The 21071-nt window shown below is 67.0% G+C and carries 16 protein-coding genes; 4 read left to right on the top strand and 12 right to left on the bottom strand.

What is annotated here, in order from left to right:
- Window positions 1–16 precede the first annotated feature (16 nt).
- The 7 genes from ACO07I_RS12850 to ACO07I_RS12820 all read right to left on the bottom strand — a co-directional run bounded on the left by ACO07I_RS12850 (window position 17) and on the right by ACO07I_RS12820 (window position 8802).
- Window positions 17–961 (bottom strand): ABC transporter permease, encoded by a 945-nt coding sequence (locus ACO07I_RS12850; RefSeq protein WP_422017876.1) that lies wholly within the window; start codon window positions 959–961, stop codon window positions 17–19.
- Between the two features lie 14 nt (window positions 962–975).
- Entirely contained in the window at window positions 976–2604 is a 1629-nt protein-coding gene (locus ACO07I_RS12845; protein WP_422018243.1) for a TIGR04028 family ABC transporter substrate-binding protein, read from the bottom strand.
- A 184-nt stretch (window positions 2605–2788) separates the two neighbouring features.
- Window positions 2789–3853 carry a ketopantoate reductase family protein gene (locus ACO07I_RS12840; protein ID WP_422017874.1) on the bottom strand — a complete coding sequence of 355 codons (1065 nt, stop codon included), beginning with the start codon at window positions 3851–3853 and terminating at the stop codon, window positions 2789–2791.
- 24 nt (window positions 3854–3877) lie between these two features.
- A complete protein-coding gene (locus tag ACO07I_RS12835; protein WP_422017872.1) occupies window positions 3878–5761 on the bottom strand; it encodes an alpha/beta hydrolase domain-containing protein in 1884 nt (627 codons plus the stop codon).
- Window positions 5761–6186: a VOC family protein gene (locus ACO07I_RS12830; RefSeq protein ID WP_422017870.1), complete on the bottom strand. Its 426-nt coding sequence runs from the start codon at window positions 6184–6186 to the stop codon at window positions 5761–5763. Before ACO07I_RS12830 ends, ACO07I_RS12835 begins: the two co-directional genes overlap by 1 nt.
- Window positions 6187–6206: 20 nt before the next feature.
- Entirely contained in the window at window positions 6207–7406 is a 1200-nt protein-coding gene (locus ACO07I_RS12825; RefSeq protein ID WP_422017868.1) for an acyl-CoA dehydrogenase family protein, read from the bottom strand.
- 28 nt (window positions 7407–7434) lie between these two features.
- A complete protein-coding gene (locus ACO07I_RS12820; protein ID WP_422017866.1) occupies window positions 7435–8802 on the bottom strand; it encodes an MFS transporter in 1368 nt (455 codons plus the stop codon).
- 191 nt (window positions 8803–8993) lie between these two features.
- Between ACO07I_RS12820 and ACO07I_RS12815 the strand changes: the two genes are divergently transcribed.
- On the top strand, window positions 8994–9851 hold the full coding sequence (locus ACO07I_RS12815; RefSeq protein WP_422017864.1) for an isocitrate lyase/PEP mutase family protein: 858 nt from the start codon (window positions 8994–8996) through the stop codon (window positions 9849–9851).
- 20 nt (window positions 9852–9871) lie between these two features.
- Here the strand turns inward: ACO07I_RS12815 and ACO07I_RS12810 are convergent, their stop codons facing one another.
- Genes ACO07I_RS12810 through ACO07I_RS12800 form a run of 3 tightly spaced genes read right to left on the bottom strand, consistent with a single transcriptional unit; the run spans window position 9872 to window position 16702 of the window.
- A complete protein-coding gene (locus ACO07I_RS12810; RefSeq protein ID WP_422017862.1) occupies window positions 9872–10750 on the bottom strand; it encodes a transglutaminase family protein in 879 nt (292 codons plus the stop codon).
- A 1-nt stretch (window position 10751) separates the two neighbouring features.
- Window positions 10752–13253, bottom strand: a complete 2502-nt coding sequence (locus ACO07I_RS12805) for a circularly permuted type 2 ATP-grasp protein (RefSeq protein WP_422017860.1) — start codon at window positions 13251–13253, stop codon at window positions 10752–10754.
- A gap of 53 nt (window positions 13254–13306) precedes the next feature.
- Window positions 13307–16702, bottom strand: a complete 3396-nt coding sequence (locus tag ACO07I_RS12800; protein WP_422017858.1) for a DUF2126 domain-containing protein — start codon at window positions 16700–16702, stop codon at window positions 13307–13309.
- A gap of 108 nt (window positions 16703–16810) precedes the next feature.
- On the opposite strand from ACO07I_RS12800, the gene ACO07I_RS12795 reads away from it, so the two are divergent.
- Genes ACO07I_RS12795 through ACO07I_RS12785 form a run of 3 tightly spaced genes read left to right on the top strand, consistent with a single transcriptional unit; the run spans window position 16811 to window position 19201 of the window.
- Entirely contained in the window at window positions 16811–17554 is a 744-nt protein-coding gene (locus tag ACO07I_RS12795) for an SDR family NAD(P)-dependent oxidoreductase (RefSeq protein ID WP_422017856.1), read from the top strand.
- Entirely contained in the window at window positions 17551–18681 is a 1131-nt protein-coding gene (locus tag ACO07I_RS12790) for a zinc-binding dehydrogenase (protein ID WP_422017854.1), read from the top strand. The genes ACO07I_RS12795 and ACO07I_RS12790 overlap by 4 nt, the downstream gene beginning before the upstream one ends.
- Before the next feature lie 31 nt (window positions 18682–18712).
- On the top strand, window positions 18713–19201 hold the full coding sequence (locus ACO07I_RS12785; protein WP_422017852.1) for a GNAT family N-acetyltransferase: 489 nt from the start codon (window positions 18713–18715) through the stop codon (window positions 19199–19201).
- Here ACO07I_RS12785 and ACO07I_RS12780 read toward each other — a convergent pair.
- Window positions 19150–20148, bottom strand: a complete 999-nt coding sequence (locus ACO07I_RS12780) for an Hsp33 family molecular chaperone HslO (protein ID WP_422017850.1) — start codon at window positions 20146–20148, stop codon at window positions 19150–19152. The two genes, ACO07I_RS12785 and ACO07I_RS12780, sit on opposite strands and share 52 nt — an antisense overlap.
- Window positions 20145–21071, bottom strand: a complete 927-nt coding sequence (gene argF / locus ACO07I_RS12775; protein ID WP_422017848.1) for an ornithine carbamoyltransferase — start codon at window positions 21069–21071, stop codon at window positions 20145–20147. Before argF ends, ACO07I_RS12780 begins: the two co-directional genes overlap by 4 nt.

The following is a 21071-nucleotide window of genomic DNA, read 5'->3' as shown; positions in this document are numbered from 1 at the left end:
CTCGCGGTTTCTGCGGTCATGTCGCGGCTCCCACCTTGGTGCCAAGCCGGGGGTCGAGCACCGGATAGAGCAGGTCGACGATCAGATTGATGGTGACGAACGCGAGGGCGGAGATCACGACGATGGCCTGCAGCACCGCCGTGTCGTGATTGCCCACGGCCTGGTAGGTGAGCCCGCCGAGGCCGCTGAGGCCGAACACTGCTTCGGTGACGACGGCACCGGCCAACAGCTCGCCGAACAGGACGCCAGCGATTGTGAGCGTCGGCATGATGGCGTTGCGCGCCACGTGCCGCCACAGGACCCAGTTGCGCGAGGCGCCCTTGGCGCGGGCGACGGCCACGAACGGCTGCGCCAGCACCTGGTCGATGTTGCGCATCAGGATCTGCGCCAGCGGGGCGGAAATCGGGATGGCGAGCGTCAGGACGGGCAGGACCAGCCGCTCGACCGGGCCGGGACTGATGACCGAGACGAGGCCGAGCTGGAACGAGAAGATCTGGATCAGCATGATACCGAGCCAGAACACCGGCACGGAGATGAACAGCGACGGCAGGGCCTGCAGCCCGGCGCGCAGCCACTCCATGCCCACCATGTTCGAGACGGTGGCGAGGATGATGGTCAGGATCAGGGCTGCGACGAAGGCAAGCGACGCAAGCAGCAGGGTCGGCGGCAGGTTGGTCGCGAGCTGTTGGCTCACCGGCACGCCGGCCTGGATCGAGATGCCGAAATTGCCGGTGAGGAAGTTGCCGACAGTCGTGAAATAGCGCTCCCAAAGCGGCCGGTCCGCGCCGTAGGAGGCGCGGATCTCGGCGATCTGATCGGCCGAGAGACCCATGTCGGGGCTCATGAATTTAATCATGATCGCATCGCCCGGCAGCACCTGCAGCAGCAGGAAGGCCGCCGTGAAGGTGAGCGCCAGCACCGCCAGCGCCTGCCCGACCCGGCCGAATAGATAGCGCGCCATGTCGTGCCCTGCGCCTACTTCGCGATCCAGGTCGCGTAGAAGCTTGGGCGACCCACGGCCTCGAAGGTGAAGTCCTTGACCTTCGGTGACGCCGCAAAGGCCTGCGGCTCCTCGAAGATCGGGATCACATATCCCTGGTCGATCACATAGGCCTGCACCTCGCCCACCAGGGCAATGCGTTTCACCGGATCGGTCGCGGCGGCGATGTCCTCGAGCAGCGTGTTGAGCTTCTCGTCGACGAAGGTCTGGACCTTGTTGCTGACGCCCCCCTTTTGCAGAAGCGCGTTGCGCGTCGTCGGATAGTACTGGCTGCGGATCACGTCGGGATCGGCACGGCCGACCATGGCCGGGGCGACGGGCGTCTTCAGCGGGTCGAGGCTGTCGGCGACGCGGCTGCCGGCATCGCCCGCCAGCACGTTCAGCTTCACGCCGACCTTGGCCCATTGCTGGGCAACGAGCTGCAGCGTCTCCTTGTTCTGCGGCTGCGGCGGGGATTCATAGGCCTGGAGCACCAACTCCTTGCCGTCCTTCTGGCGCAGGCCCTTCGGGCCGATCGTCCAGCCGGCCTCGTCGAGCAGCTTGGCCGCGAGCGCCGGGTCATAGGCGAGCTTGGCCGACTGGTCGACATAGCCCTGCGCCGTCGAGGCGATGATCGACTTGGCCTGCGGGTAGTTGGCCGAGAACAGTGTCGCCACGATCTCCTTGGCGTTGGTCGCGTGCAGCAGCGCCTTGCGTACGCGGATGTCGGAGACCAGGGGATTGTCGGGCCGGAACACGACCGTGTTGTTCACGCCGCGGGTGGACGCCGCGTAGATGATGTAGCCCTTCGACTGGACCTGCTTCTCGTCATAGGCCTGGACCTGGCGGATGACGTTGGCCTGGCCGGCCAGCAGGGCGCCGATGCGCACGCTGTCCTCGGGCGTCACGACATACTTGATGCCGTCGAGGTTGGCGCGGCCCTGATGGGCGAGCTTGGCCGGACCCCACTTGTAGTCCTTGCGGGCCTCCATCACGAGTTCGCGGCCGAGCACCTCGCTCTTAACAACGAACGGGCCCGAGCCGATGATCTTGGTGGCGTCGCCCAGCGCATCGAACGGCAGGGCCAGCGTCTTCAGCGAAACGAGGCCGGAGCCGATCACCGAGGTGCCCTGCAGGAAGCCGACGGAAGGCTTGGTGAAGAAGAACTTCACTGTCAGTGGATCGATGACCTCGCTGCCCTTGTAGTTGGTGATGACCTCGGAGACCGGCTGCTTCAGCTCCTTGTTGCCGAGCCCGTAGGTATCGAAGTTCTTGGCGACGGCTGCGGCGTCGAGCGGCGTGCCGTCGGAGAAGGTGACGCCCGGCCGTATCTTGAAGGTGTACTCGGTGGCATCGGCATTGACCGTCCAGCTCTCGGCGATCCACGGCTCGATCTCGAGCGTCTTCGGATTCTGGTAGGTGAGCTTGTCGGTGATCTGGTTCAGCACGCCGCCGTTGGGATAGAAGCCCCCGGCCGGCGGATAGAGGTTGGTGTGCGGCTGCTGCTCCAGATAGATCAGCGTCCCGCCCTTGGTGACCGCGGTTTGGGCCGCTGCACTTCCCGCGAGGACGGCGATGGACGCGAGCGACGCGAACGCGCCGGCGAGAAACCGCTGGTACTTCATCTGAATCACGACAACCCCCTGGAGCCTTTAGGGCACGGGAATCGCCATGCAGAATTTAGGCCGAATCTCGCCGTGCGAGGCGGATATATGGCCGTGAGACTCCGGCCATTACACAGAGCAGATTGTCAAAATGGGCGGCGCGACGGAGCAGGACTTGCTGCCTGCCCCGTCGGGAGGAGGAAAATTATCCGCCGAGCAGAGCGGCGGACGGCGCCAGCTCCTTGCGCTCCACCTTCTTCACGATCTCGGTGAGCCTGGCATGGGTCGGCGCCTTGACGCCGATATAGTTGCCGCGCTCGGCGATGTAGCCGTTCATGAACTCGATCTCGGTGCGGCGACCCTTGATGATGTCCTGCGCCATCGAGGGGCGCTGGATGTCGGCGCGCGGGTTCGGATTGGTGTTGGAACCCGGCCGCAGGATCGTCTCGACCTCGTCGAGGGCCGCCGTGTCGCCCTCGGAGGCCCGCGCCAGCAACTCCGGTTCGAACTTGCCGATCTTCTCGATGTGGTAGCCCAGCGCCTGGCCGACCCTCACCGCCTCGCCGCCCAGCTTGATCGAGAAGCGGCGCACCGCATCGTTGCGGTCGCAGTCGGTGCCGGTCATGCCGGTGGCGGCCGAGACGCCGTTCTTCATGCCGTTCTGGCAGAGCTTGGACCAGCGCTCGCCCCACAGGTTGGTCGTGGTCTTGGCGCTGTCGATCATGCCGACCATCTCGCGCAGTTCCTCGACCCGCTTGGTGATGCGGCCATGGACCTCGCCGACGCGGAAGACGGTGTGCTTGTCGCCGCCCTTGGAGACGGTGCGGCGGATCTTGCCGGCTTCGTACATGTCGACCGAGATCAGCGAAGCGACCATGCCGACCGTCTTGCCCCAGCCGACGACGCCCGCGATGCGCTCCTCGTTCAGGCAGTTCTGCAGCGAAACGACGTAGCCGTCCGGCGCCAGGTACTGCTTGATCAGCGCCGTCGCCCATTCGGTGTCGTAGGACTTCATCGACACGAAGGCGATGTCGATCGGCTTCTGGCGCGACAGGTCCTGCATTTCGGTGAGGTGCATGGTCTTGGCCTTGGTGACCGTGAACTTCTCTTCCGGTGTCACGCCGTCGAGTTCGAGCCCGTTCTTGCGGATGGTCTCGATGTTCTGCGGCCAGAAATCGATCAGGGTGACGTCGAGACCCGCTTGCGCGAGATAGCCCCCGACATAGCCGCCCAGAGCTCCCGTGCCGACGACTGCGATTCTCTTGCCCATCCTGATCTCCCTTGAAGCTGTTCGTTAAGGTGCGACGCGCGGCTCTTTGCGCGCGCGGTCGAGATAGCGTTCGGCGTCCTCGGCCAGCAGCAGCCGGTCGGCCATCAGTTGCGTGACGACCGCCTGGACCCTGGCCACATACTCGGCACCGCTCCTGTAGCGCTCGGCGATCGAGGGCCGCGGATCGCCCGCGGACTCGCGCGCGGCCTTGTCGATCGGCAGCGGCAGGCAGCTGCCGTCGCGATCGGCGATCTCGCCGGCGGGGTAGGGCGGCTTGTACTCGTTCCAGCCGGTGTATGTGGCGAGCGGTACGGCGATGTCGGGCAGGCGGATGCCGGAGACCTCGTTGCCGTCGGCATCGACCTTGCTCACCAGCGTGCGATAGGTCTTGTCGGGAGCGACGGGCTTCACCCAGTCGCCGGGCGGCGACACGATGTTGGTGGCACGGACGATCGCGGCGCCCGGCACGGCAGGAAAGCCGGTCTTGTCGGGCTCGACCAGTGTGCCGGCAGCCAGCGTCGGAACGCGGCTGGGCGGCGGTTCCTTGCCCGAAACGACCCATTCGTCGAGCGCGACCAGCAGGGCGCGGACCGCCGGCATCGGATTGTGCGGGTTGCGCGGATTGAGGTTCGGACCAGGATCGGTCGTGGCGCCGGCACGGCCGCCATGCTGTGTCCCTGCGATCATGTAGACGCGGGCGTTCTGCGGCAGGGTCACGTCTTTCGTGCCCAGCGGATCGGTGTGCAGCAGGGACGCGCCCTTCTGCCAGTATTCGGTCGAGGTGTTGGTCTCGATCAGCAGCGGATCGCTGTCGTCGCCGCGGAACAGCGAGCCGCTCTTGCCGGTCAGCGGATCGTCGAGCGCAGCCGTCGAGAACGGAAACTCGTTCTCCGGGAAGCCGTGATCCTCGTGCTGGGTGTTGGTGCGTGCCGGCTGGGCGAACGGCGTGTTGAAGAACACGCGGCCGACGCCCGCGATGTGGCTATGGATGCCGTCGAACACGCGGCGTCCCTGTTCGTCGCGGTTGAAGCCTTCCGAGATGTGATTGCGCAGGTAGCGGCCGGCCTGGGAGAAGCCGATGGCCAGCGCATGCGTCATGGGCCGGCCCGTGGCCTTCATCGAATCGGGCGAGTGTCGCAGCCAGCTCACCACGTCGCGCGTCGCCGCGAAGCCCAGGCCCTGGACCTTGGGGTTCTTCGCTTCGTAGTGGAATTCGTAGAGGAAGCCGGGCTTGGCCTGCGTGCCCTCGCGCAGCCTGATCGAACGGGCGTCGACGAACGACCATTGGTTCAGCGGCAGTTCGCGCGGTTCGTCATCGGCGCGCTCGCGCACGGTGAGGCGTGCCCGGGGCTGTTCGAGCGTCGCGGCCTCATGCGAGAGCTTGAACGTCTCCAGCACGCCGACGCGCGTGCCCGAAACCCATTCCTCGCGGACCGTCTGCACGATCGGCTGGCCGTTGTCGGTCGCGACCGGCGCCGTCAAAGCGAGGCCCATGTTGGCGCGCGGCGCATCGGGATCCCAGCCCGACCAGACGATCGTGTAACCCAGGCGCAGCGGGAAGGCGTTGCCGAGATCGGCCAAGGTCTTCGGATCGTTCACGCCCTGCGGGCCGTCGGCGATGTTGCCGAACAGCATCTTTCGGCCGCGATTGTTCACTTCGTAGAGGATGCGCCCATTGCCGCGTGTCGAGTCCTTGGGCCGCAGGATGAAGACGCTGGTCGCGTACTCGACCTTGCCGGCGGCGTTGCGCGGCGCCTTGTCGATCAGGGCGACGCCGCGGTTGGCGGGCGACATCGGATCGACCTCGCCGCGCGCGACGGCGATGACGCGCTCATAGGCGCCGGCCTCGCCGAACGCGGCGCCGTCGGCGAGCGGTTCGACCTTCTCGATCTCGAGCGAGAGAAGCACTAGGCCCTGGCTTCCGCCTGGACCTCTTCGGCCGGGAAGTTCAGCTCCACGCCGACGCCGTCGGGATCGTAGAGGAAGATCTGCGCGGCGCCGGTGCGCGGCACGATCTGTTCGCGGAACTTCACGTTCTTCGACTGCAGGCGCTTGCGCACGCCGGGCAGGTCGCTGGCGGCGAAGGCGATGTGATCGAAGCGACCGGTATCCGCGAACTTCTTCTCCGTCCCGCGTACGACGATGCCCTCGCGCGGCGTGCGCTCGCCCAGCAGGTGCACGGTGGCCACGCCGCCGGAATAGAGCCAGTAGCCGGGGAAGCCGAGCGGCGGGCGGTCGCCGTTCTCGAGGCCCAGGACGTCGCAATAGAAATCCTTCGTGGCCTCGAGGTTGGACGGCTCGATCGTGTAGTGCTGAAGGGGGCCAAGCGGCATGGTCGGTCTCCGTGGTCGGGTCAGACGAAGGTGAGGTCGGCGTCGGCGCCCATCATCCAGGCGCCCACGGTCTCGAAATGGGAAAGCCGGCCCTGCAATTGCTGGGTCACGGTATGGATGTCGCGGAACCGCCGCTCCAGCGGATGGTTCTCGAAGATCGCCGTGGCGCCCGCCGCATTGTAGGCGAAGTCGACGGCGTCCTTGGCCTTGTGGATCGCGTTCGTCGCGGCCATGCGGATGGTGATGCGCTGCTCGACGGTGATCTTGTCGCCGGCCGAGAGGTCTTTCCAGATGCCGGCCATAGACTGCAGCACGAAGGCGCGGGCGGCCCGGAGATTGACCTCGGCCTGAGCCAGGTTCGATTGCACCACGGCATTGTCGCGCAGCGGGCTCTTGAGGCCGCGCGGGACCTTGTTGCGCGCGACGTCGAGGAAGCAGTCGAGTGCGCCACGGGCGATGCCGCAGGCCACGGCGGCAAAGCCGACCTGGTAGCAGGTGCCGGCGCCCATCCTGTAGAGCGGCCCGGTTTCGCGGCATTCGAACTCGAAGTCGCGCGTGATCGAATGGTCGGCGCGCACGAAGAAGTCGGTGAGCGCGAACTGGTCGCTCGCCGTGCCGCGCAAGCCCACCGTATTCCAGATGTCGGTCCACTGAACGTCGCCGGTGCGCACCAGCATGGTGCGCTCCTGCTGCCGGCCGGTCTCGTCCAGGCGAGGCGAGCCGTCGGCCTTGAAGATCGGGCAGTGGGCGCCCAGCCAGGTGGCGTGCCGGCCGCCGGACGCGAAGGCCCACACGCCGGTGACGCGGTATCCGCCTTCGCACTCGATGGCCTTGACCCTGGGGCCGGGGCCCCATGCCAGCACGGCACGCGGGTCTTCGCCGAAGATCGCGCGCGCGACCGGCAGGTCGAGATAGGCGGCCGACATGGCGCAGCCGCCGGCCTGGCTCAGGCACCAGGCGGTGGAAGCGTCACCTCGGGCGATCGTCTCGATCACATGGAAGAAAGTCACGGGATCGGTCTCGATCCCGTTCGACGTTCTGGGCAGCAGGAGGCGGAACAGCCGCGCCTCGTGGAGCGTGTCGAGCAGCGCCGGCGGCAGCCGGCGCGTTTCCTCGATCTCGTTGGAAGCGGCCTCGACGGCCGGGCGAACCGCCTCGGCACGGGAGATCACGGCGGGGTCGCCGGCGAGATCGGCGGTGGACGGGATTAGCGTATCCACGATCATCCTCTTCGAAAATGCGTGTGCATCAGGCGGGAGCCAGTTCCCTGTCGATCTGCGCGATCGACTTGCCCTTGGTTTCCATCCCGAAGAAATAATAGACCACCCCGGCCATCAGGAACCAGCAGCCGAGATAGAGAAAGGCGGTCGGAATCTCGGGCAGCGGCACGTCGGGCTTCAGGTAGTTGTTCGACCCGACGATCAGCGCGAGGCCGAGCGGCCCGATGATCTTTCCGATGCCGCCGAACCCGTAGGCCGAGCCCATGCCGGTGGTCCGCAGATGCGAGGGCCAGACTTCGGCCGCGTAGGGACCGACGATGGCGAAGCCGCCGTCGGCAAAGAAGAAGGCCAGCGCCAGCAGCAGCCACAGGGCCGACAGGCCCATGATGGTGGCGTCGTAGTTGTGTCCGGCGACGATGATGAGCACGCCGGCGCCCAGCCCGATCAGTCCGCCGCCGGCCCGCCGGCCGATCTTGTCCGACAGGTAGGAGAAGGACAGGCGGCCGAGGAAGCCCATGACGGTGAGCAGGATCATCATCTTGGCGGCTTCCTGCGGCGTCACCTTCAGGAGCAGCACGAACAGCGAGGGCGCCCACAAGGTGACGCCGTAAACGCCCGTCTGCGCCCCGGCATTGCCGAGCCACGAAACCAGCAGACTGCGCGGATACTTGAAGAGTTCGAACCAGTTGGCCTTGGGTGGTTCGACGATCGGCGCCCTCGGGAGGGGCAGCTCCTCGGGCTTCATTTGCAGCGCCCACGCCAGCGACTTGCGTGCCTCCTCGTAGCGGCCCTGGCGTACCAGCCAGACCGGCGATTCCGGCACCCACAGGCGAACCAGCAGGACCACGAGCGACGGCAGCACACCGATGGCGAACAGCAGGCGCCATTGATCGGCACCCATGAACGCGCCCAGCACCGCACCGAGGCCGACGCCGAGCGGGATCACGCAGGTAACGAGACCGCCGACCCAGCCGCGCTTGCGCGCCGGCACGAATTCCTGGACCAGCGGGAGGTCGACGCAGTAGAGGCCGCCGACGCCGAAGCCCACGAAGAAGCGCATGATGGTGATGTAGATCCAGCCGTTCTCCGGCGTGAAGTAGAGCAGGCCGGTGGCGATCGAGAAGTTCAGCACGGTGCCGATGAAGACCTTGCGGCGGCCGATGCGGTCGGCGAGCCAGCCCCAGATGTAGGCGCCGAGAATGGCGCCGACGCCCGACGACAGCAGCACGATGGCCGACTGTCCGAAGGTGAGCTTCCACGGCCCGATCAGGAAGGCGAGAACGAAGCCGATGAGAAAGTAGTCGAAGAATTCGAGCGCATCGCCGATCACCGCCGCGGCGATGATCTTCTTCTGGTTGCCGGTCAGTCTGGTCTGCCGGTCGAGAACGTCGAACATGGCATTTCCCCCGTGCGCTTTTGTTTGGGGCGCCTGTCGCGCACTCTTCAGTGCGTCCCTGCCGGGACGCTACGCCCCGGTCCGCGCGACCGGCAAGGCGGCGGCCTCTGTCCTGTTTGCCCGTCGAAATGCATCGCTGCATGGCAGCCTCCTCCTTTGCTAAAGAGAAGGGGACATTGGGGGAGATCGTCATGCATTGGACCGACCGCCGGACACGTTTCCGGGCGCTGCTCGCGGGCGAGCGCTGCATCCATCCGGGCTCGGTGTTCGACCCGATCTCCGCCCGCATCGCCGAGGACCTGGGCTTCGAGATCGGCATGTTCGCGGGGTCCGTGGCCTCCATGACCGTACTGGGCGCACCCGACCTCATCGTGCTCACCTTGAGCGAGTTCGCAGGCCAGGCCTACCGCATCAACCGGGCGGGTGGCCTGCCGCTCATGGTCGATGCCGACCATGGCTACGGCAACGCATTGAATGCCCGCCGCACCGTCGAGGAACTCGAGACCGCAGGCGTCTGCGGCCTCAGCCTCGAAGATACCGATCTGCCGACGCCCTACGGCGCCACCGCGCCGCGGCTGATCTCGATCGACGAAGGTGTCGCCAAGATGAAGGCGGCGCTCGGCGGGCGGCAGGACCCGGCACTCTGCATCGCCGGCCGCACCAGCGCGATCACGATCACCGGGCTCGAGGATGCGATCGCCCGCGGCAAGGCCTACGAGGCCGCGGGCGTCGATGCCCTGTTCTTCGTCGGCGTCCGCACCCGCGCCGAACTCGACGCGATCTCGGAGGCGACGACTCTGCCGATTATTCTCGGTGGCGTGTCGGGCGATCTCACCGATCTCGCCTATCTCGGTGCGCGCCGCGTCCGCATCGCCCTGCAGGGCCACCAGCCGTTCGCCGCGGCCGTGAAGGCCGTATACGACACGCTGAAGGCGCTGCGCGACGGCACGCAGCCGTCGAAGCTGCAGGGCGTGGCCAGTCCGGAACTGATGAAGAAGGTCACGCGCGACGCCGACTATGCGCGCTGGACGAAGGACTTCCTGGGCTAAAGCCGGCTAGGACGCGCGGGTCAGCCCGTGGGAACGAGCGTGACGGCGACCCCGTAGGAGTGGGAGTCGCCGCCCAGGATGACGCCGCGCAGCGGACTGACGTCGGAGAAGTCGCGACCCCAGGCCACGGCGACGTGATCCTCATGCGCGATCAGGTCGTTCGTGGGGTCGAGATGGATCCAACCTGTCTCCCCGCCGCACCAGACGGCCACCCAGGCGTGGCTGGCATCGGCGCCGCGCAGGGCGAGTTCGTCCCTCGAATGGATCGTGCGGATGTATCCCGAGACGTAGCCTGCCGCGAGGCCATGGGCGCGCAGGGCCGCGATCTGCACATGGGCGAAATCCTGGCAGACGCCGGCCTTGCCGGCGAAGACATCGGCGAGCGGCGTCGATATGTCGGTGGCGCCGGGATGATATTCGAAGTCGGCCTTGATGCGCGACGTCAGCTCGCGCGCGGCCTCGAGGATGGGACGTCCGGGCGTGAAGGACTGTGCGCCATAGGCCCGCAACGCCTCGACGCTCGGCACCAGCGGTGAATCGTAGATGAACTCGCTGGCCTCGACGGGCTTGGGAAATCCGTTCCCGAGAAGCGCGGTCCTGATGTCTTCCCAGGCCGGTGTCGAGCCGGCCGCTGGCGGATCGGGAAAGCGCACGTCGACTTCGGCCCGCACCTCGATGTCGAAGCGCGTGTGCGGCTTCTCGATGCGGTAGATGTCGATGAGGTTGCCGAAATGGTCGACATGCTGGACCGCAAGGGCCGGCGCGGGGTTGGTGTCGATGCTGATCGCGGAGACTTTCTGGCCGGGAAAGTTGCGGGCGCGCAGGTGCGCGATGTGGTGCGCCGAATCAACCGTGCTGGCGTAGGTGTAGGTCGTGCGATGCGAGAGCAGGTACTGCATCTCAGTCTCCGCCCGAGGAGCCGACGGCCTGGGCTGCCGGAACGTGGGAGAAGTAGGCGCGCGTGATCGCCTCCGAGAGTTTGTCGAGCTGCTGTTCCATGTCCGACGCGACGTCGCGCAGCATGGCCAGCGCCAACCCCTCGTGGCGCCACGCCTGTTCGTCGCCGCCGAACTGGCGGACGACGGCTTCCAGGTCGGCTTCCAGGGAATCGGGCAGCGCAGCCACCCGGACGCCTGACGCGCGTGCCAGGTAGTCGAGATGGCCCTTGATGGTGCGCATCTGGAAAATCAGGCCTCGCGGATTGGCGTCGTCGAGGATGACGAGGTCGAGCACGGGTGCCGGCTGCAGCTGCCCGAGATAGCGTGTGCGATAGGTGATGGTGCTGTCGCACAGTTCGAGCGCCAGCCGCATCGCGGCGTACCAGTCGATCGGAGACTGGGTGAAGGGGCCGAGCGCGGCGGTCAACACATGCAGCCCGCGTTCGATGCGGCGCCCGAGATCGAGGAATCGCCAGCCGGTGCCGCGCGTCATGTTTTCCTGCGCCAGACCCGAGAGGGTGGCGACGAAGCGCACGATCTCGTCCAGGGCGGCGAGCAGCGGGTCGAGGTTGCCGCGCGCCGCCAGCAGGCGCTTGCGGACCTCTACCATCTCCGGGCCGGCGGCCGTCGTCATGTCGACCGAGAAGCGGTCGCGCATGGTGGCGGTGAGCCGCTGGATGCCGTCCAGCACGGTGGCGAGGCCGCGATCGTCGGCGGCGACGGCCGCCAGGCCTTGCTGGAACAGGGCGCTCTCGGGCGGAGCCAGGGCCGACGTGTGATCCATCAGGTTTGCCGCGTCGAGCAACCGGCCGAGCAACCTGAGCTCGATGGCGTCGCGCGGGCCCACGGCGCCCTGCGCGACGCGCGCGGCCGTGGTGCGCAGGAGACGCGCATCGTTGTCGAGGCGTTCGATGTAGCGGCCGAGCCAGAAGAGATTGTCCGCGACCCGGCTCTGGAGGTCGGCGGTGCCGCGTTCGACGGCCAACTGGTGAAAGCGCCGGGTGGTCGGCAGCTGTACGTCGGCCGCGTCCTCGGCCAGCACCCAGACGTCCTTCAGCGTGCCGTGCAGGCGGTTCAACGAACGCAAAGCGGTGTCGCCATCGGGCTCGCGCGCGAGGCCGCCCGGCAGCACGTGATAGGTGTCGTGGTCGGCGACGACGAAGGCACGCAGCACGACGGCCGAAGGCACCAGCGACTGCCCGTCCCACTTCGGCGTGAGCGACGGCGTCATGGGATACTGGGCGACGAACTGACCGGGCTGGGCACGGATGCGCTCGACCAGTGCCGCGCGCTCGGCCGGCTCGAGCATCCCCACGACGATGGGCTCGCGGTCCTGGCCGAGGCAGGGGCGCACGATCATGAGGTCGAGATTGGCCAGGGCGAAGCTCAGCGCCGCCGACTCGCCCAGCCACCAGACGTCGAGCGACGGCATCCGCAGCTTTTCGCCCAGAAGGTGTTCGCTCAGCCGCTCCAGGAACGGCATGAGGGCCGGAGTCTCGACCACTCCCGATCCCAGTGCATTGGCGAGCGAGATTTTGCCGTTGCGTGTGGCTTCCACCAGGCCGGTGACGCCCAGCGCGGAATCGGCACGCATTTCCAGCGGGTCGGTGAAGGCGCTGTCGAGGCGCCGCAGCAGCACGTGAACGGGCCGCAGGCCGGCCAGCGTCTTGATCGAGACCTGGCCGTCGCGCGCGACCATGTCGCCGCCCTCGACCAGAGGGACGCCGAGCACGCGCGACAGATAGACGTGCTCGAAATAGGTGGCTGACAGCGAGCCCGGCGTGAGGACCGCCATGTTGGGCTGCGACACGGCGGCCGGCGCCATCGATCGCAGCGATTCGTGCCAGCGATCGACGAAGGGCCGGAGGTGGCGGACGGGAATGGAACGGAAGGCCTCGGGCAGGCTGCGCGCCAGCACGCGCCGCATTTCGAGAGCGTAACCCACGCCCGCCGGCAGCTCGGTATGGTCGGCCAGGACGTGCCAGCGGCCGCTGCTCAGGCGCACCAGGTCGACCGCATAGTTGCCGAGGAATCGCCTTGGCGCGGCGCCGTCAGTGACCCGGGCAGGCCGCAGGAAATGCCGATTGGCGTGAACCAGCATCGGCGGCAGCAGCTGCTCTTTCAGCAGTGTCTGCGGGCCGTAGACATCGGCCAGCACACGATCGAGCAGTTTGGCGCGCTGGATCAGGCCCGCTTCGATGCCCGCCCATTCGTCGGGCGTGATGACCATGGGCAGGGGGTCGAAGGTCCAGCGTGCCGCGCCGCGATCGTCGAGCAGGTTTACGGTCGCTCCCGATTCCTCGAGCTGCCGGCGTGCGCTTTCGACCCGCTCGCCGAGCCCATTGGGCAGCGAGCGGATGACGCTCAGGATGCCTTGCCAGTGATAGCGGATCGACTTCTGGCCGGTGACCAGTTCGTCGTACGCGCTCGCCGGCGAGGAAGAGAGGCCGCGCAACGACTCCATGGGCCCGGAAACAATTGAGGAAGCGAACGATGGACTGCCTGTGAGGCGGGCGACTATAGGCCCTGGGCCCGCCGCAGGTCGAGCGTCAGCGGATGCTCGGGATTGTCGAGCGGCCGCGGTTCCGGCGAGGGGCCGCCGGTATGTCCGATGGCGAAGAAGCGGGCCCGGCGGCGCGCTTCGGCCTCGTTGGCATTGACAGGCACGCGATCGTAGTTGCGGCCGCCCGGATGGGCCACGTGATAGGTGCAGCCGCCGATCGAGCGGCCGCTCCACGTATCGTGGATGTCGAAGGTGAGGGGTGCATGCACGCCGATGGTCGGGTGCAGCGAGTTCGCCGCCGCCCACGCGCGATAACGCACGCCCGCAACGTATTCGCCGGCCGTGCCGGTGGCACGCAACGGCAATTTCCAGCCGTTGCAGGCGATGACATGGCGCTGCTCGTTCAGGCCGGCGACCTTGACCTGCAGCCGTTCGACCGTGGAATCGACGTAGCGCACCGTGCCGCCGCCGCCCGGCTCCTCGCCCAGCACATGCCACGGTTCCAGTGCGTGGCGAAGCCCGAGTTCGAGCCCGCGCTGCGCCACTTCGCCCAGTCTTGGGAAGCGGAACTCGAAATGCGGTGCGAACCACTCCGGTAAGAAATCGTAACCTGCCTCGCCGAGGTCGGACAGCACGTCGGTGAAGTCCTGCCAAACGAAATGCGGCAGCATGAAATCGTCATGGAGGCGTGTGCCCCAGCGGCTGAGCGGCCGCTCGTAGGGATGGTCCCAGAACTTGGCGACGAGGCCGCGCAGGAGCGCTTGCTGCGCCACGCTCATGCGCCAGTGCGGCGGCATCTCGAAGGCGCGCAGTTCAAGCAGCCCGCGGCGTCCGGCGGCGGCGTCCGGCGTGAACAGCTTGTCGATGCAGAATTCCGTGCGATGCGCATTGCCAGTCGCGTCGACCAGCAGGTTGCGGAACACGCGATCGACCAGCCAGGGCGGGGTCTGTCGTCCAGGAGCGATCTGCCGGAAGGCGATCTCGAGCTCATGCAGCGCATCGTTGCGCGCTTCGTCCACGCGCGGATGCTGGCTGGTCGGGCCGATGAACAGGCCGGAGAAGAGATACGAGAGCGACGGATGGTTCAGCCAGTAGCCCAGCAGGCTCTTCAGCAGGTCGGGGCGTCGCAGGATCGGCGAGTCGGCGGCGGAAGGGCCGCCCAGTACCACATGGTTGCCGCCGCCGGTGCCGGTATGGCGGCCGTCGATCATGAACTTCTGGGCGCCGAGCCGGGTCGTGCGCGCTTCCTCGTAGACGATCTCGGTGCGCTCGACGATCTCGGTCCATGTCGCGGAGGGATGTATGTTGACCTCGATCACCCCGGGATCGGGCGTGACGCTGAAGTGCAGTACCCGCGAATCGCCGGGCGGTGTGTAGCCCTCGATGAAGATCGGCTGGCCCTGTTCCTCGGCGGTGTCCTCGAGCGCCGTCACGAGATCGAGATAGTCTTCCATGCGTTCGGTCGGCGGCATGAAGACGTGGAGATGGCCGTCGCGCGGCTCGAAGGCCATCGCGGTGCGCACGATGCCGGCGGCCGATGAGCCGATCGCGGGCCCCAGGCCCGTGTTCGGAGCCAGCGCGCGCCGCCAGGCCTCCCGGCGTGCTTCGGCATCGCCGGCCGTATCGCCCGCAAATCCCGGTTCCTGCCGGCGCAGAACCGGCGCACGCCGGAACGCATCGAGCGGCGGCAGGTCGGGATGCGGCGCCATGGGATCGGGCTGGACGATGATGTCGGTGTCGCCCGGCGCCGCCCAGGGCAGCGAATCGAGCGGCAGGCGGTAGCCAATCGGCGAATCGCCGGGGATCAGGTAGCACTTCTCGGACCGCAGGAACCACGGACCGCTCTTCCAGCGAGGGGCATGACCATGCCCGTTGCCGCGCCCGTTATGGTCGCGCCCATTGTGATCCCGAATGACCGGCAGCACGTAGCCGACCGAGCTTTCGAGCCCCTTCTCGAAGACGCGTGCCAGGCGCTCGCGTTCCAGCGGATCCTTCACCTTGGCTTCGTCGACCACGACGTTGCTGGGCAGGCGCCGTTCGCGCCACAGATAGTACCAGGTGTCCTCGTAGGCCGGGAAAAGATAGTCGGGGTCGAGCTGGAGGCGTTGCGCGAAGGCGAGAGCGAACCGGTGTGCGGCCTCTACGGTGGCGCCGACCGGCTTGGACTCGAGCGCGTAGAGCTGCGGGTTGCGCCAGATCGGCTCGCCGTCCTTGCGCCAGTAGCAGCCGAGCGCCCAGCGCGGCAGCTGCTCGCCGGGATACCATTTGCCCTGACCGAAATGCAGCAGCGGTCCCGCCGCGAAGCGGTGCGCGAGCTTGCGGAACAGCACGCCCGCCAGCCGCCGCTTCTCGGGGCCCAGTGCCAGCGTGTTCCATTCCGGTCCGTCCATGTCGTCGACCGACACGAACGTCGGCTCGCCGCCCATGGTGAGGCGCACGTCATGCTTGCCGATGTCGCGCTCGATCGCCTCACCGACCTTGAGCAGGGTCGCCCATTGTTCTTCGGTGTAGGGCTTGGTGGTGCGCGGCGTTTCGCGGACGCGCGTCACGGTCATCGCGTGCTCGAACTCGACCTCGGCCTTCTCGAGCGCGCCTTCGATCGGTGCTGCACTCGACGGCTCTGGCGTGCAGGCGAGCGGGATATGACCTTCGCCGGTCAGCAGGCCGGAAGTCGGGTCGAGGCCGATCCAGCCGGCTCCCGGCAGATAGACTTCGCACCAGGCGTGGAGGTCGGTGAAATCGTGCGTCGGGCCTTCGGGGCCTTCGAGCGGCTTCTCGTCGGCCACGAGTTGGATCAGGTAACCCGAGGCGAAACGCGCGGCGAAGCCCAGATGGCGGAGGATCATGACCAGCAGCCAGCCGGTGTCGCGGCACGATCCCTTGGCGCGGGCGAGCGTCTCCTCGCAGCTCTGCACGCCCGGCTCCATCCGGACGATGTAGCCGATCTCGCTTTGCAGGCGGGCGTTCAGGCCGACGATGAAGTCGATGGTGCGCTGTTTCTTGCGGTCGACCGTGGCGAGCCAGGCCGACAATTTCGGCCCCAGCGGTTCCAGCTTGCGGAACGGCGCGATCTCCTCGGCCAGCGAGGCGTCGTAGGCGAAGGGCCATGTCTCGGCCGAGGGTTCGAGGAAGAAATCGAACGGATTGATGACCGACATGTCGGCCACCAGGTCGACCGTGACCTCGAAAAGGTCGGTCTTCTCGGGAAAGACCAGCCGGGCAAGGTGATTTCCCTGCGGATCCTGCTGCCAGTTGATGAAATGCTGGGCCGGGGTGACCTTCAGCGAATAGGAAATGACGGGGGTCCGGCTGTGGGGGGCCGGACGCAGACGCACGATCTGCGGCCCCAGTTCGATGGCTCGGTCGTACCGATAGGTCGTCCGATGATGCAGCGCGACGTGGATGCTCATGACGGCCTGCTGTTTCGCTCCGAAGATAGACTAAGCAAGTGACATGCCACTAAGCAAGGAAGTGGCGCTATGCTTCTGTCATGATCCTTTTTTGACTGGGCGCTCATCATGACCAACCACTTCGATCTCACGGGCAAGGTTGCCCTCGTCACCGGCGGCAGCCGCGGGCTGGGCTACCAGATGGTGAAGGCCTTCGCCGAGCACGGTGCCGACGTCTTCATCACCAGCCGCAAGCTGGAGACCTGCGACAAGGTCGCGGCCGAGGTGCAGGCGATGGGCCGCAATGCGGCAACCTATGCCTGTAACGTCGCCAACTGGCAGGAACTCGACGGCATGGTCGAGGCTGCCTACGCGGCGTTCGGCAAGGTCGACATCCTGGTCAACAATGCCGGCTCCTCGCCGCTCGCCCCCTCGTCGCTGGAAACCTCGGAGCAGCTCTTCGACCGTATCGTGTCGCTGAACTTCAAGGCGCCGTTCCGCCTGATGTCCCTGGTCGGCAGCCGCATGGCGGCGGGCGAGGGAGGCTCGATCATCAACGTCTCCAGCGCCGGCGCCCTGCGCCCGCGGCCGCAGATCGCGCCTTATGCCGGCGCCAAGGCCGCGCTCAACGCGCTCACCGAGGCCTTCGCCTTCGAATACGGGCCGAAGGTGAGGGTGAACACCATCTCGCCGGGCCGTTTCCTGACCGACGTGTCCAAGGCCTGGCCGGAGGAGCACAAGGCCAACCCGACGGCGGCGCTGAAGCGCAGCGGCCAGCCGGAGGAAATCGTGACGGCCGCGCTCTATCTCGCGTCGAGCAAGTCGAGTTTCACCACCGGATCGCTGGTCCGGGTCGATGGAGGAATCGCATGAAGATGAAAGCCGGCGTTCTCACGGTCTGCGGCGCGCCCCGCCCCTTCGCCAAGTCCAAGCCCATTCAGGTCGTCGAAGTCGATCTCGATCCGCCGGGCGAGGGTGAAGTCCTGGTCAAGGTGGGCGGCGGCGGCCTCTGCCATTCCGACCTGTCGCTGATCAACGGCGACCGGCCGCGCCCCGTGCCGATCGTGCTGGGCCACGAAGGCTCGGGCGAGATCGTCGAGGTCGGCGCCGGCGTGCACGACGTGAAGGTGGGCGACCATGTCTGCTTCACCTTCAACGTGAGCTGCGGCCGCTGCCGGCGCTGCCTCGAGGGCCGTCCCTATATCTGCGAGCGCTCGATCAGTCCGCGCGCGGCGGGGCAGCTGCTCTCGGGCCATCACCGTCTGCACATGGACGGCAAGCCGGTGAACCATCATTCCGGCGTTTCCTGCTACGCCGAATATGCCGTGGTCGATCGCGGCTCGATCGTGGTCATCGACCGCAGCCTGCCGCTCGACGTGGCGGCCTTGTTCGGGTGTGCCGTGGTCACGGGCGTAGGCGCGGTCGTGAACACCGGCAAGATCGAGCCGGGCAGCTCGGTGGCCATCGTCGGCCTGGGCGGCGTGGGCTTGAGCGGCCTGATGGGCGCGGTGCTCGCAGGCGCCGGCCGCATCGTGGCCATCGACCTTTCCGACGAGAAGCTCGGCCTCGCCCGGCAGCTCGGCGCGACGGACACGGTGAATGCCAAGGACGTGGATCACGTGCAGCAGGTGCGCGATCTGACCAACGGCGGCGTCGACTATGCCTTCGATCTCGCCGGCACCATCAAGGCGATGGAGACGGCCTATCTCGTCACGCGCTGGGGCGGCACGACGGTGACCGCCGGCCTCTCGCCGATCGCCGCCGACTTCTCTTTCAGGCAGAGCGGCCTCGTCAGCGAGGAGAAAACCATCAAGGGCTCGTACATGGGCAGCTGTGTGCCGGTGCGCGACATCCCGCGCTTCATCGCGCTCTACCAGCAGGGCAAGCTGCCGGTCGATCGCATGGTCAGCCAGCGCATCGGCTTCGACCAGCTCAACGAAGGCTTCGACCGCCTGCAGGATGTCGCCACGGTCCGGCAGGTGCTGATGCCGAACGGCTGACTGTCTTTGATGGTGATGGAGCCGATCTTCGATGTCCCTCACGATCGCCGTCGAGACGCCGCTACAGGATGAAGTCCGAACGCTCGTCGCCGAGCTGAACGCCGTCCTGCTGGAGCTGACGCCGCCCGAGCACTGCCACCATCTGACCGTCGAGCAGATGGCCGATGAAGACACTACCGTCTTCATCGCGCGCGAGGGTGGGGTGGCGGTGGCCTGCGGGGCGCTGAAGCGGCACGGCGACGGCATCGGCGAGGTCAAGCGCATGTACACGCGGCCGAGCCATCGTGGCCGCCGGATCGGTGAGCAGATCGTGGCGCGTGTCGAGGCGATGGCGCGCGCCGAGGGGCTGAAGCGTCTCGTGCTGGAGACCGGCGACCGTCACTATGCGGCCTGGAAAGTCTATGAGCGTTCCGGCTTCACACGTTGCGGCCCGGTTCTCGATTACGCCGACGTCAAGTGGTCGGTGTTCTACGACAAGCCGCTCTTCGACGGATCGGCTTCCTCGGCGGCCGGCGCATAGACGCGGTCGAGGTCGCTGTCGTCGTAAGTGTATTCGGTCGAGCAGAACTCGCACTTCACCGAGACGCGGCCGGTCGTGTCGCGCAGATCGCCGAGCTCTTCGCGCCGGATGGAGCGCAGGACGTTGTCGATGCGCTCGCGGCTGCAGCGGCAGCGGGCCGCGAAGGGGCGGCGCTCGAAAACGCGGGGCTGTTCCTGATGGAACAGGCGGTGCAGCAGGGTGGTTCCGGGCAGCGCCGGATCGAGCATTTCCTTCTCGGTGGCCGAGGCCATCAGGATCACGGCCTTGCGCCAGTCGTCCTCGCGCTGCTCGGCATCGACGCCCATGCGGCCGGCGTCGAACTCGGGCATCTGCTGCACCATCAGCGAAGCGGCGTGCCAGTGATGTTGGCCGGCCGTCTCGCTGCGACGCGCCGTGATCTTGATACCGGTCGGCAGCTGCTCGGATTGGCGGAAGTAGGTATGGGCGCAGTCGGCCAGGGTTGCGCCTTCGAGCGGCACGACGCCCTGATAACGCTCCGTATACTGGCCCTGGTCGACGGTGAAGGTGAGGCGACCTTGGCCGAACAGCTTCGGTATGTAGCCGGCCGGAACATCCTCGTTGCCGCTGCCCAGCGCAATGGCGAGCTTCCACGAATCGAACTGCGCGTAGCCGCGCAGCGCACCGTCGCTGGTGAGGTCGGTGACGAGCAGGCGGATCGGCCCGTCGCCGCTGATCTGCAGGGTGAAGATGCCGTCGTATTTCAGCGAGGTGGCGAGCGTGGCGCACAGCACCATCGATTCGGCGAGCGGCCGCGCCACGGCGAGCGGATAGCCGTGACGCTCGATCACCTCGTCGAGGGCAGGGCCCAGCCGGACCAGCCGGCCGCGAACGCCCAGCGCGTCCAGCTGGAAAGGAAGGACGCGGTCCCAGTCATCGGAAGGAGGTCCTCCCGATGGCGAACTCAAGACAGGCACCAGGCCAGGATGCTCTTCTGGGCGTGCAGGCGGTTCTCGGCCTCGTCGAACACGACCGACTGCGGACCGTCGATCACCTCGGCGGTCACTTCCTCGCCGCGATGCGCCGGCAGGCAATGCATGAAGATTGCATCCTTCTTGGCCTGCTTCATCAGGCGCTCGTCGACCTGATAGGCTCGCAGCAGATTATGCCGGCGCGCGGCGCTCGGGCTGTCGGGATCCTCGTCGCCCATCGACACCCAGGTGTCGGTGACGACGCAATCCGCGTCCTTCACCATCGACTCGGGATCGTGGCCGATCGAGATGCGGCCCTTGGACTTCTCGGCCCACTGCACCACGTCGGCCGGCGGCGTCAGTTCGGGCGGGCAGGCGATGCGCAGTTCGAAGTCGAACTGGACCGCGGCATGGATCCACGACGTCGCCATGTTGTTGCCGTCGCCGGACCAGACAACCGACTTGCCTTCGATGGAGCCGCGATGCTCCTCGTAGGTCATGACGTCGGCCATCAGCTGGCAGGGATGGGTCTTGTCGGTGAGTCCGTTGATCACCGGCACGGTCGCATACTTCGCCATCTCGAGGAGCTTCTCCTCGACGGTGGTGCGCATCATGATGATGTCGACGTAGCGGCTGAGCACGCGCGCCGTGTCGGCGATGGTCTCGCCGCGGCCGAGCTGCGTGTCGGTGCGGCCCAGCATGATCGTCTGGCCGCCGAGCTCGCGCATGCCGACCTCGAACGACACGCGGGTGCGGGTCGAGGGCTTCTCGAAGATCATGGCGAGCGTCTTGCCGGCCAGCGGCTGGTCGTGCCCGCCGTTGGCCCGCGCCTTCTTCATCGCCTTGCCGCGATCCAGGATCTGGCGAAGCGTCTTGGGATCGACCTGGTCCAGGTCGAGGAAGTGTTTGGGAGTCGACAT

This window comes from Reyranella sp., assembly GCF_965227665.1.
In the GTDB taxonomy this organism is placed as follows: domain Bacteria; phylum Pseudomonadota; class Alphaproteobacteria; order Reyranellales; family Reyranellaceae; genus Reyranella.
The sequence above is the reverse complement of the archived record's forward strand: the minus strand, read 5'-3'. Positions and strand labels throughout refer to the sequence as shown.

Coding starts and splice junctions, on each gene's coding strand:
- ACO07I_RS12850 (WP_422017876.1), bottom strand. CDS start 961: ATGGCGCGCTATCTATTCGGCCGGGTCGGGCAGGCGCTGGCGGTGCTG.
- ACO07I_RS12845 (WP_422018243.1), bottom strand. CDS start 2,604: ATGAAGTACCAGCGGTTTCTCGCCGGCGCGTTCGCGTCGCTCGCGTCC.
- ACO07I_RS12840 (WP_422017874.1), bottom strand. CDS start 3,853: ATGGGCAAGAGAATCGCAGTCGTCGGCACGGGAGCTCTGGGCGGCTAT.
- ACO07I_RS12830 (WP_422017870.1), bottom strand. CDS start 6,186: ATGCCGCTTGGCCCCCTTCAGCACTACACGATCGAGCCGTCCAACCTC.
- ACO07I_RS12820 (WP_422017866.1), bottom strand. CDS start 8,802: ATGTTCGACGTTCTCGACCGGCAGACCAGACTGACCGGCAACCAGAAG.
- ACO07I_RS12815 (WP_422017864.1), top strand. CDS start 8,994: ATGCATTGGACCGACCGCCGGACACGTTTCCGGGCGCTGCTCGCGGGC.
- ACO07I_RS12810 (WP_422017862.1), bottom strand. CDS start 10,750: ATGCAGTACCTGCTCTCGCATCGCACGACCTACACCTACGCCAGCACG.
- ACO07I_RS12805 (WP_422017860.1), bottom strand. CDS start 13,253: ATGGAGTCGTTGCGCGGCCTCTCTTCCTCGCCGGCGAGCGCGTACGAC.
- ACO07I_RS12800 (WP_422017858.1), bottom strand. CDS start 16,702: ATGAGCATCCACGTCGCGCTGCATCATCGGACGACCTATCGGTACGAC.
- ACO07I_RS12795 (WP_422017856.1), top strand. CDS start 16,811: ATGACCAACCACTTCGATCTCACGGGCAAGGTTGCCCTCGTCACCGGC.
- ACO07I_RS12790 (WP_422017854.1), top strand. CDS start 17,551: ATGAAGATGAAAGCCGGCGTTCTCACGGTCTGCGGCGCGCCCCGCCCC.
- ACO07I_RS12785 (WP_422017852.1), top strand. CDS start 18,713: ATGTCCCTCACGATCGCCGTCGAGACGCCGCTACAGGATGAAGTCCGA.
- argF (WP_422017848.1), bottom strand. CDS start 21,071: ATGTCGACTCCCAAACACTTCCTCGACCTGGACCAGGTCGATCCCAAG.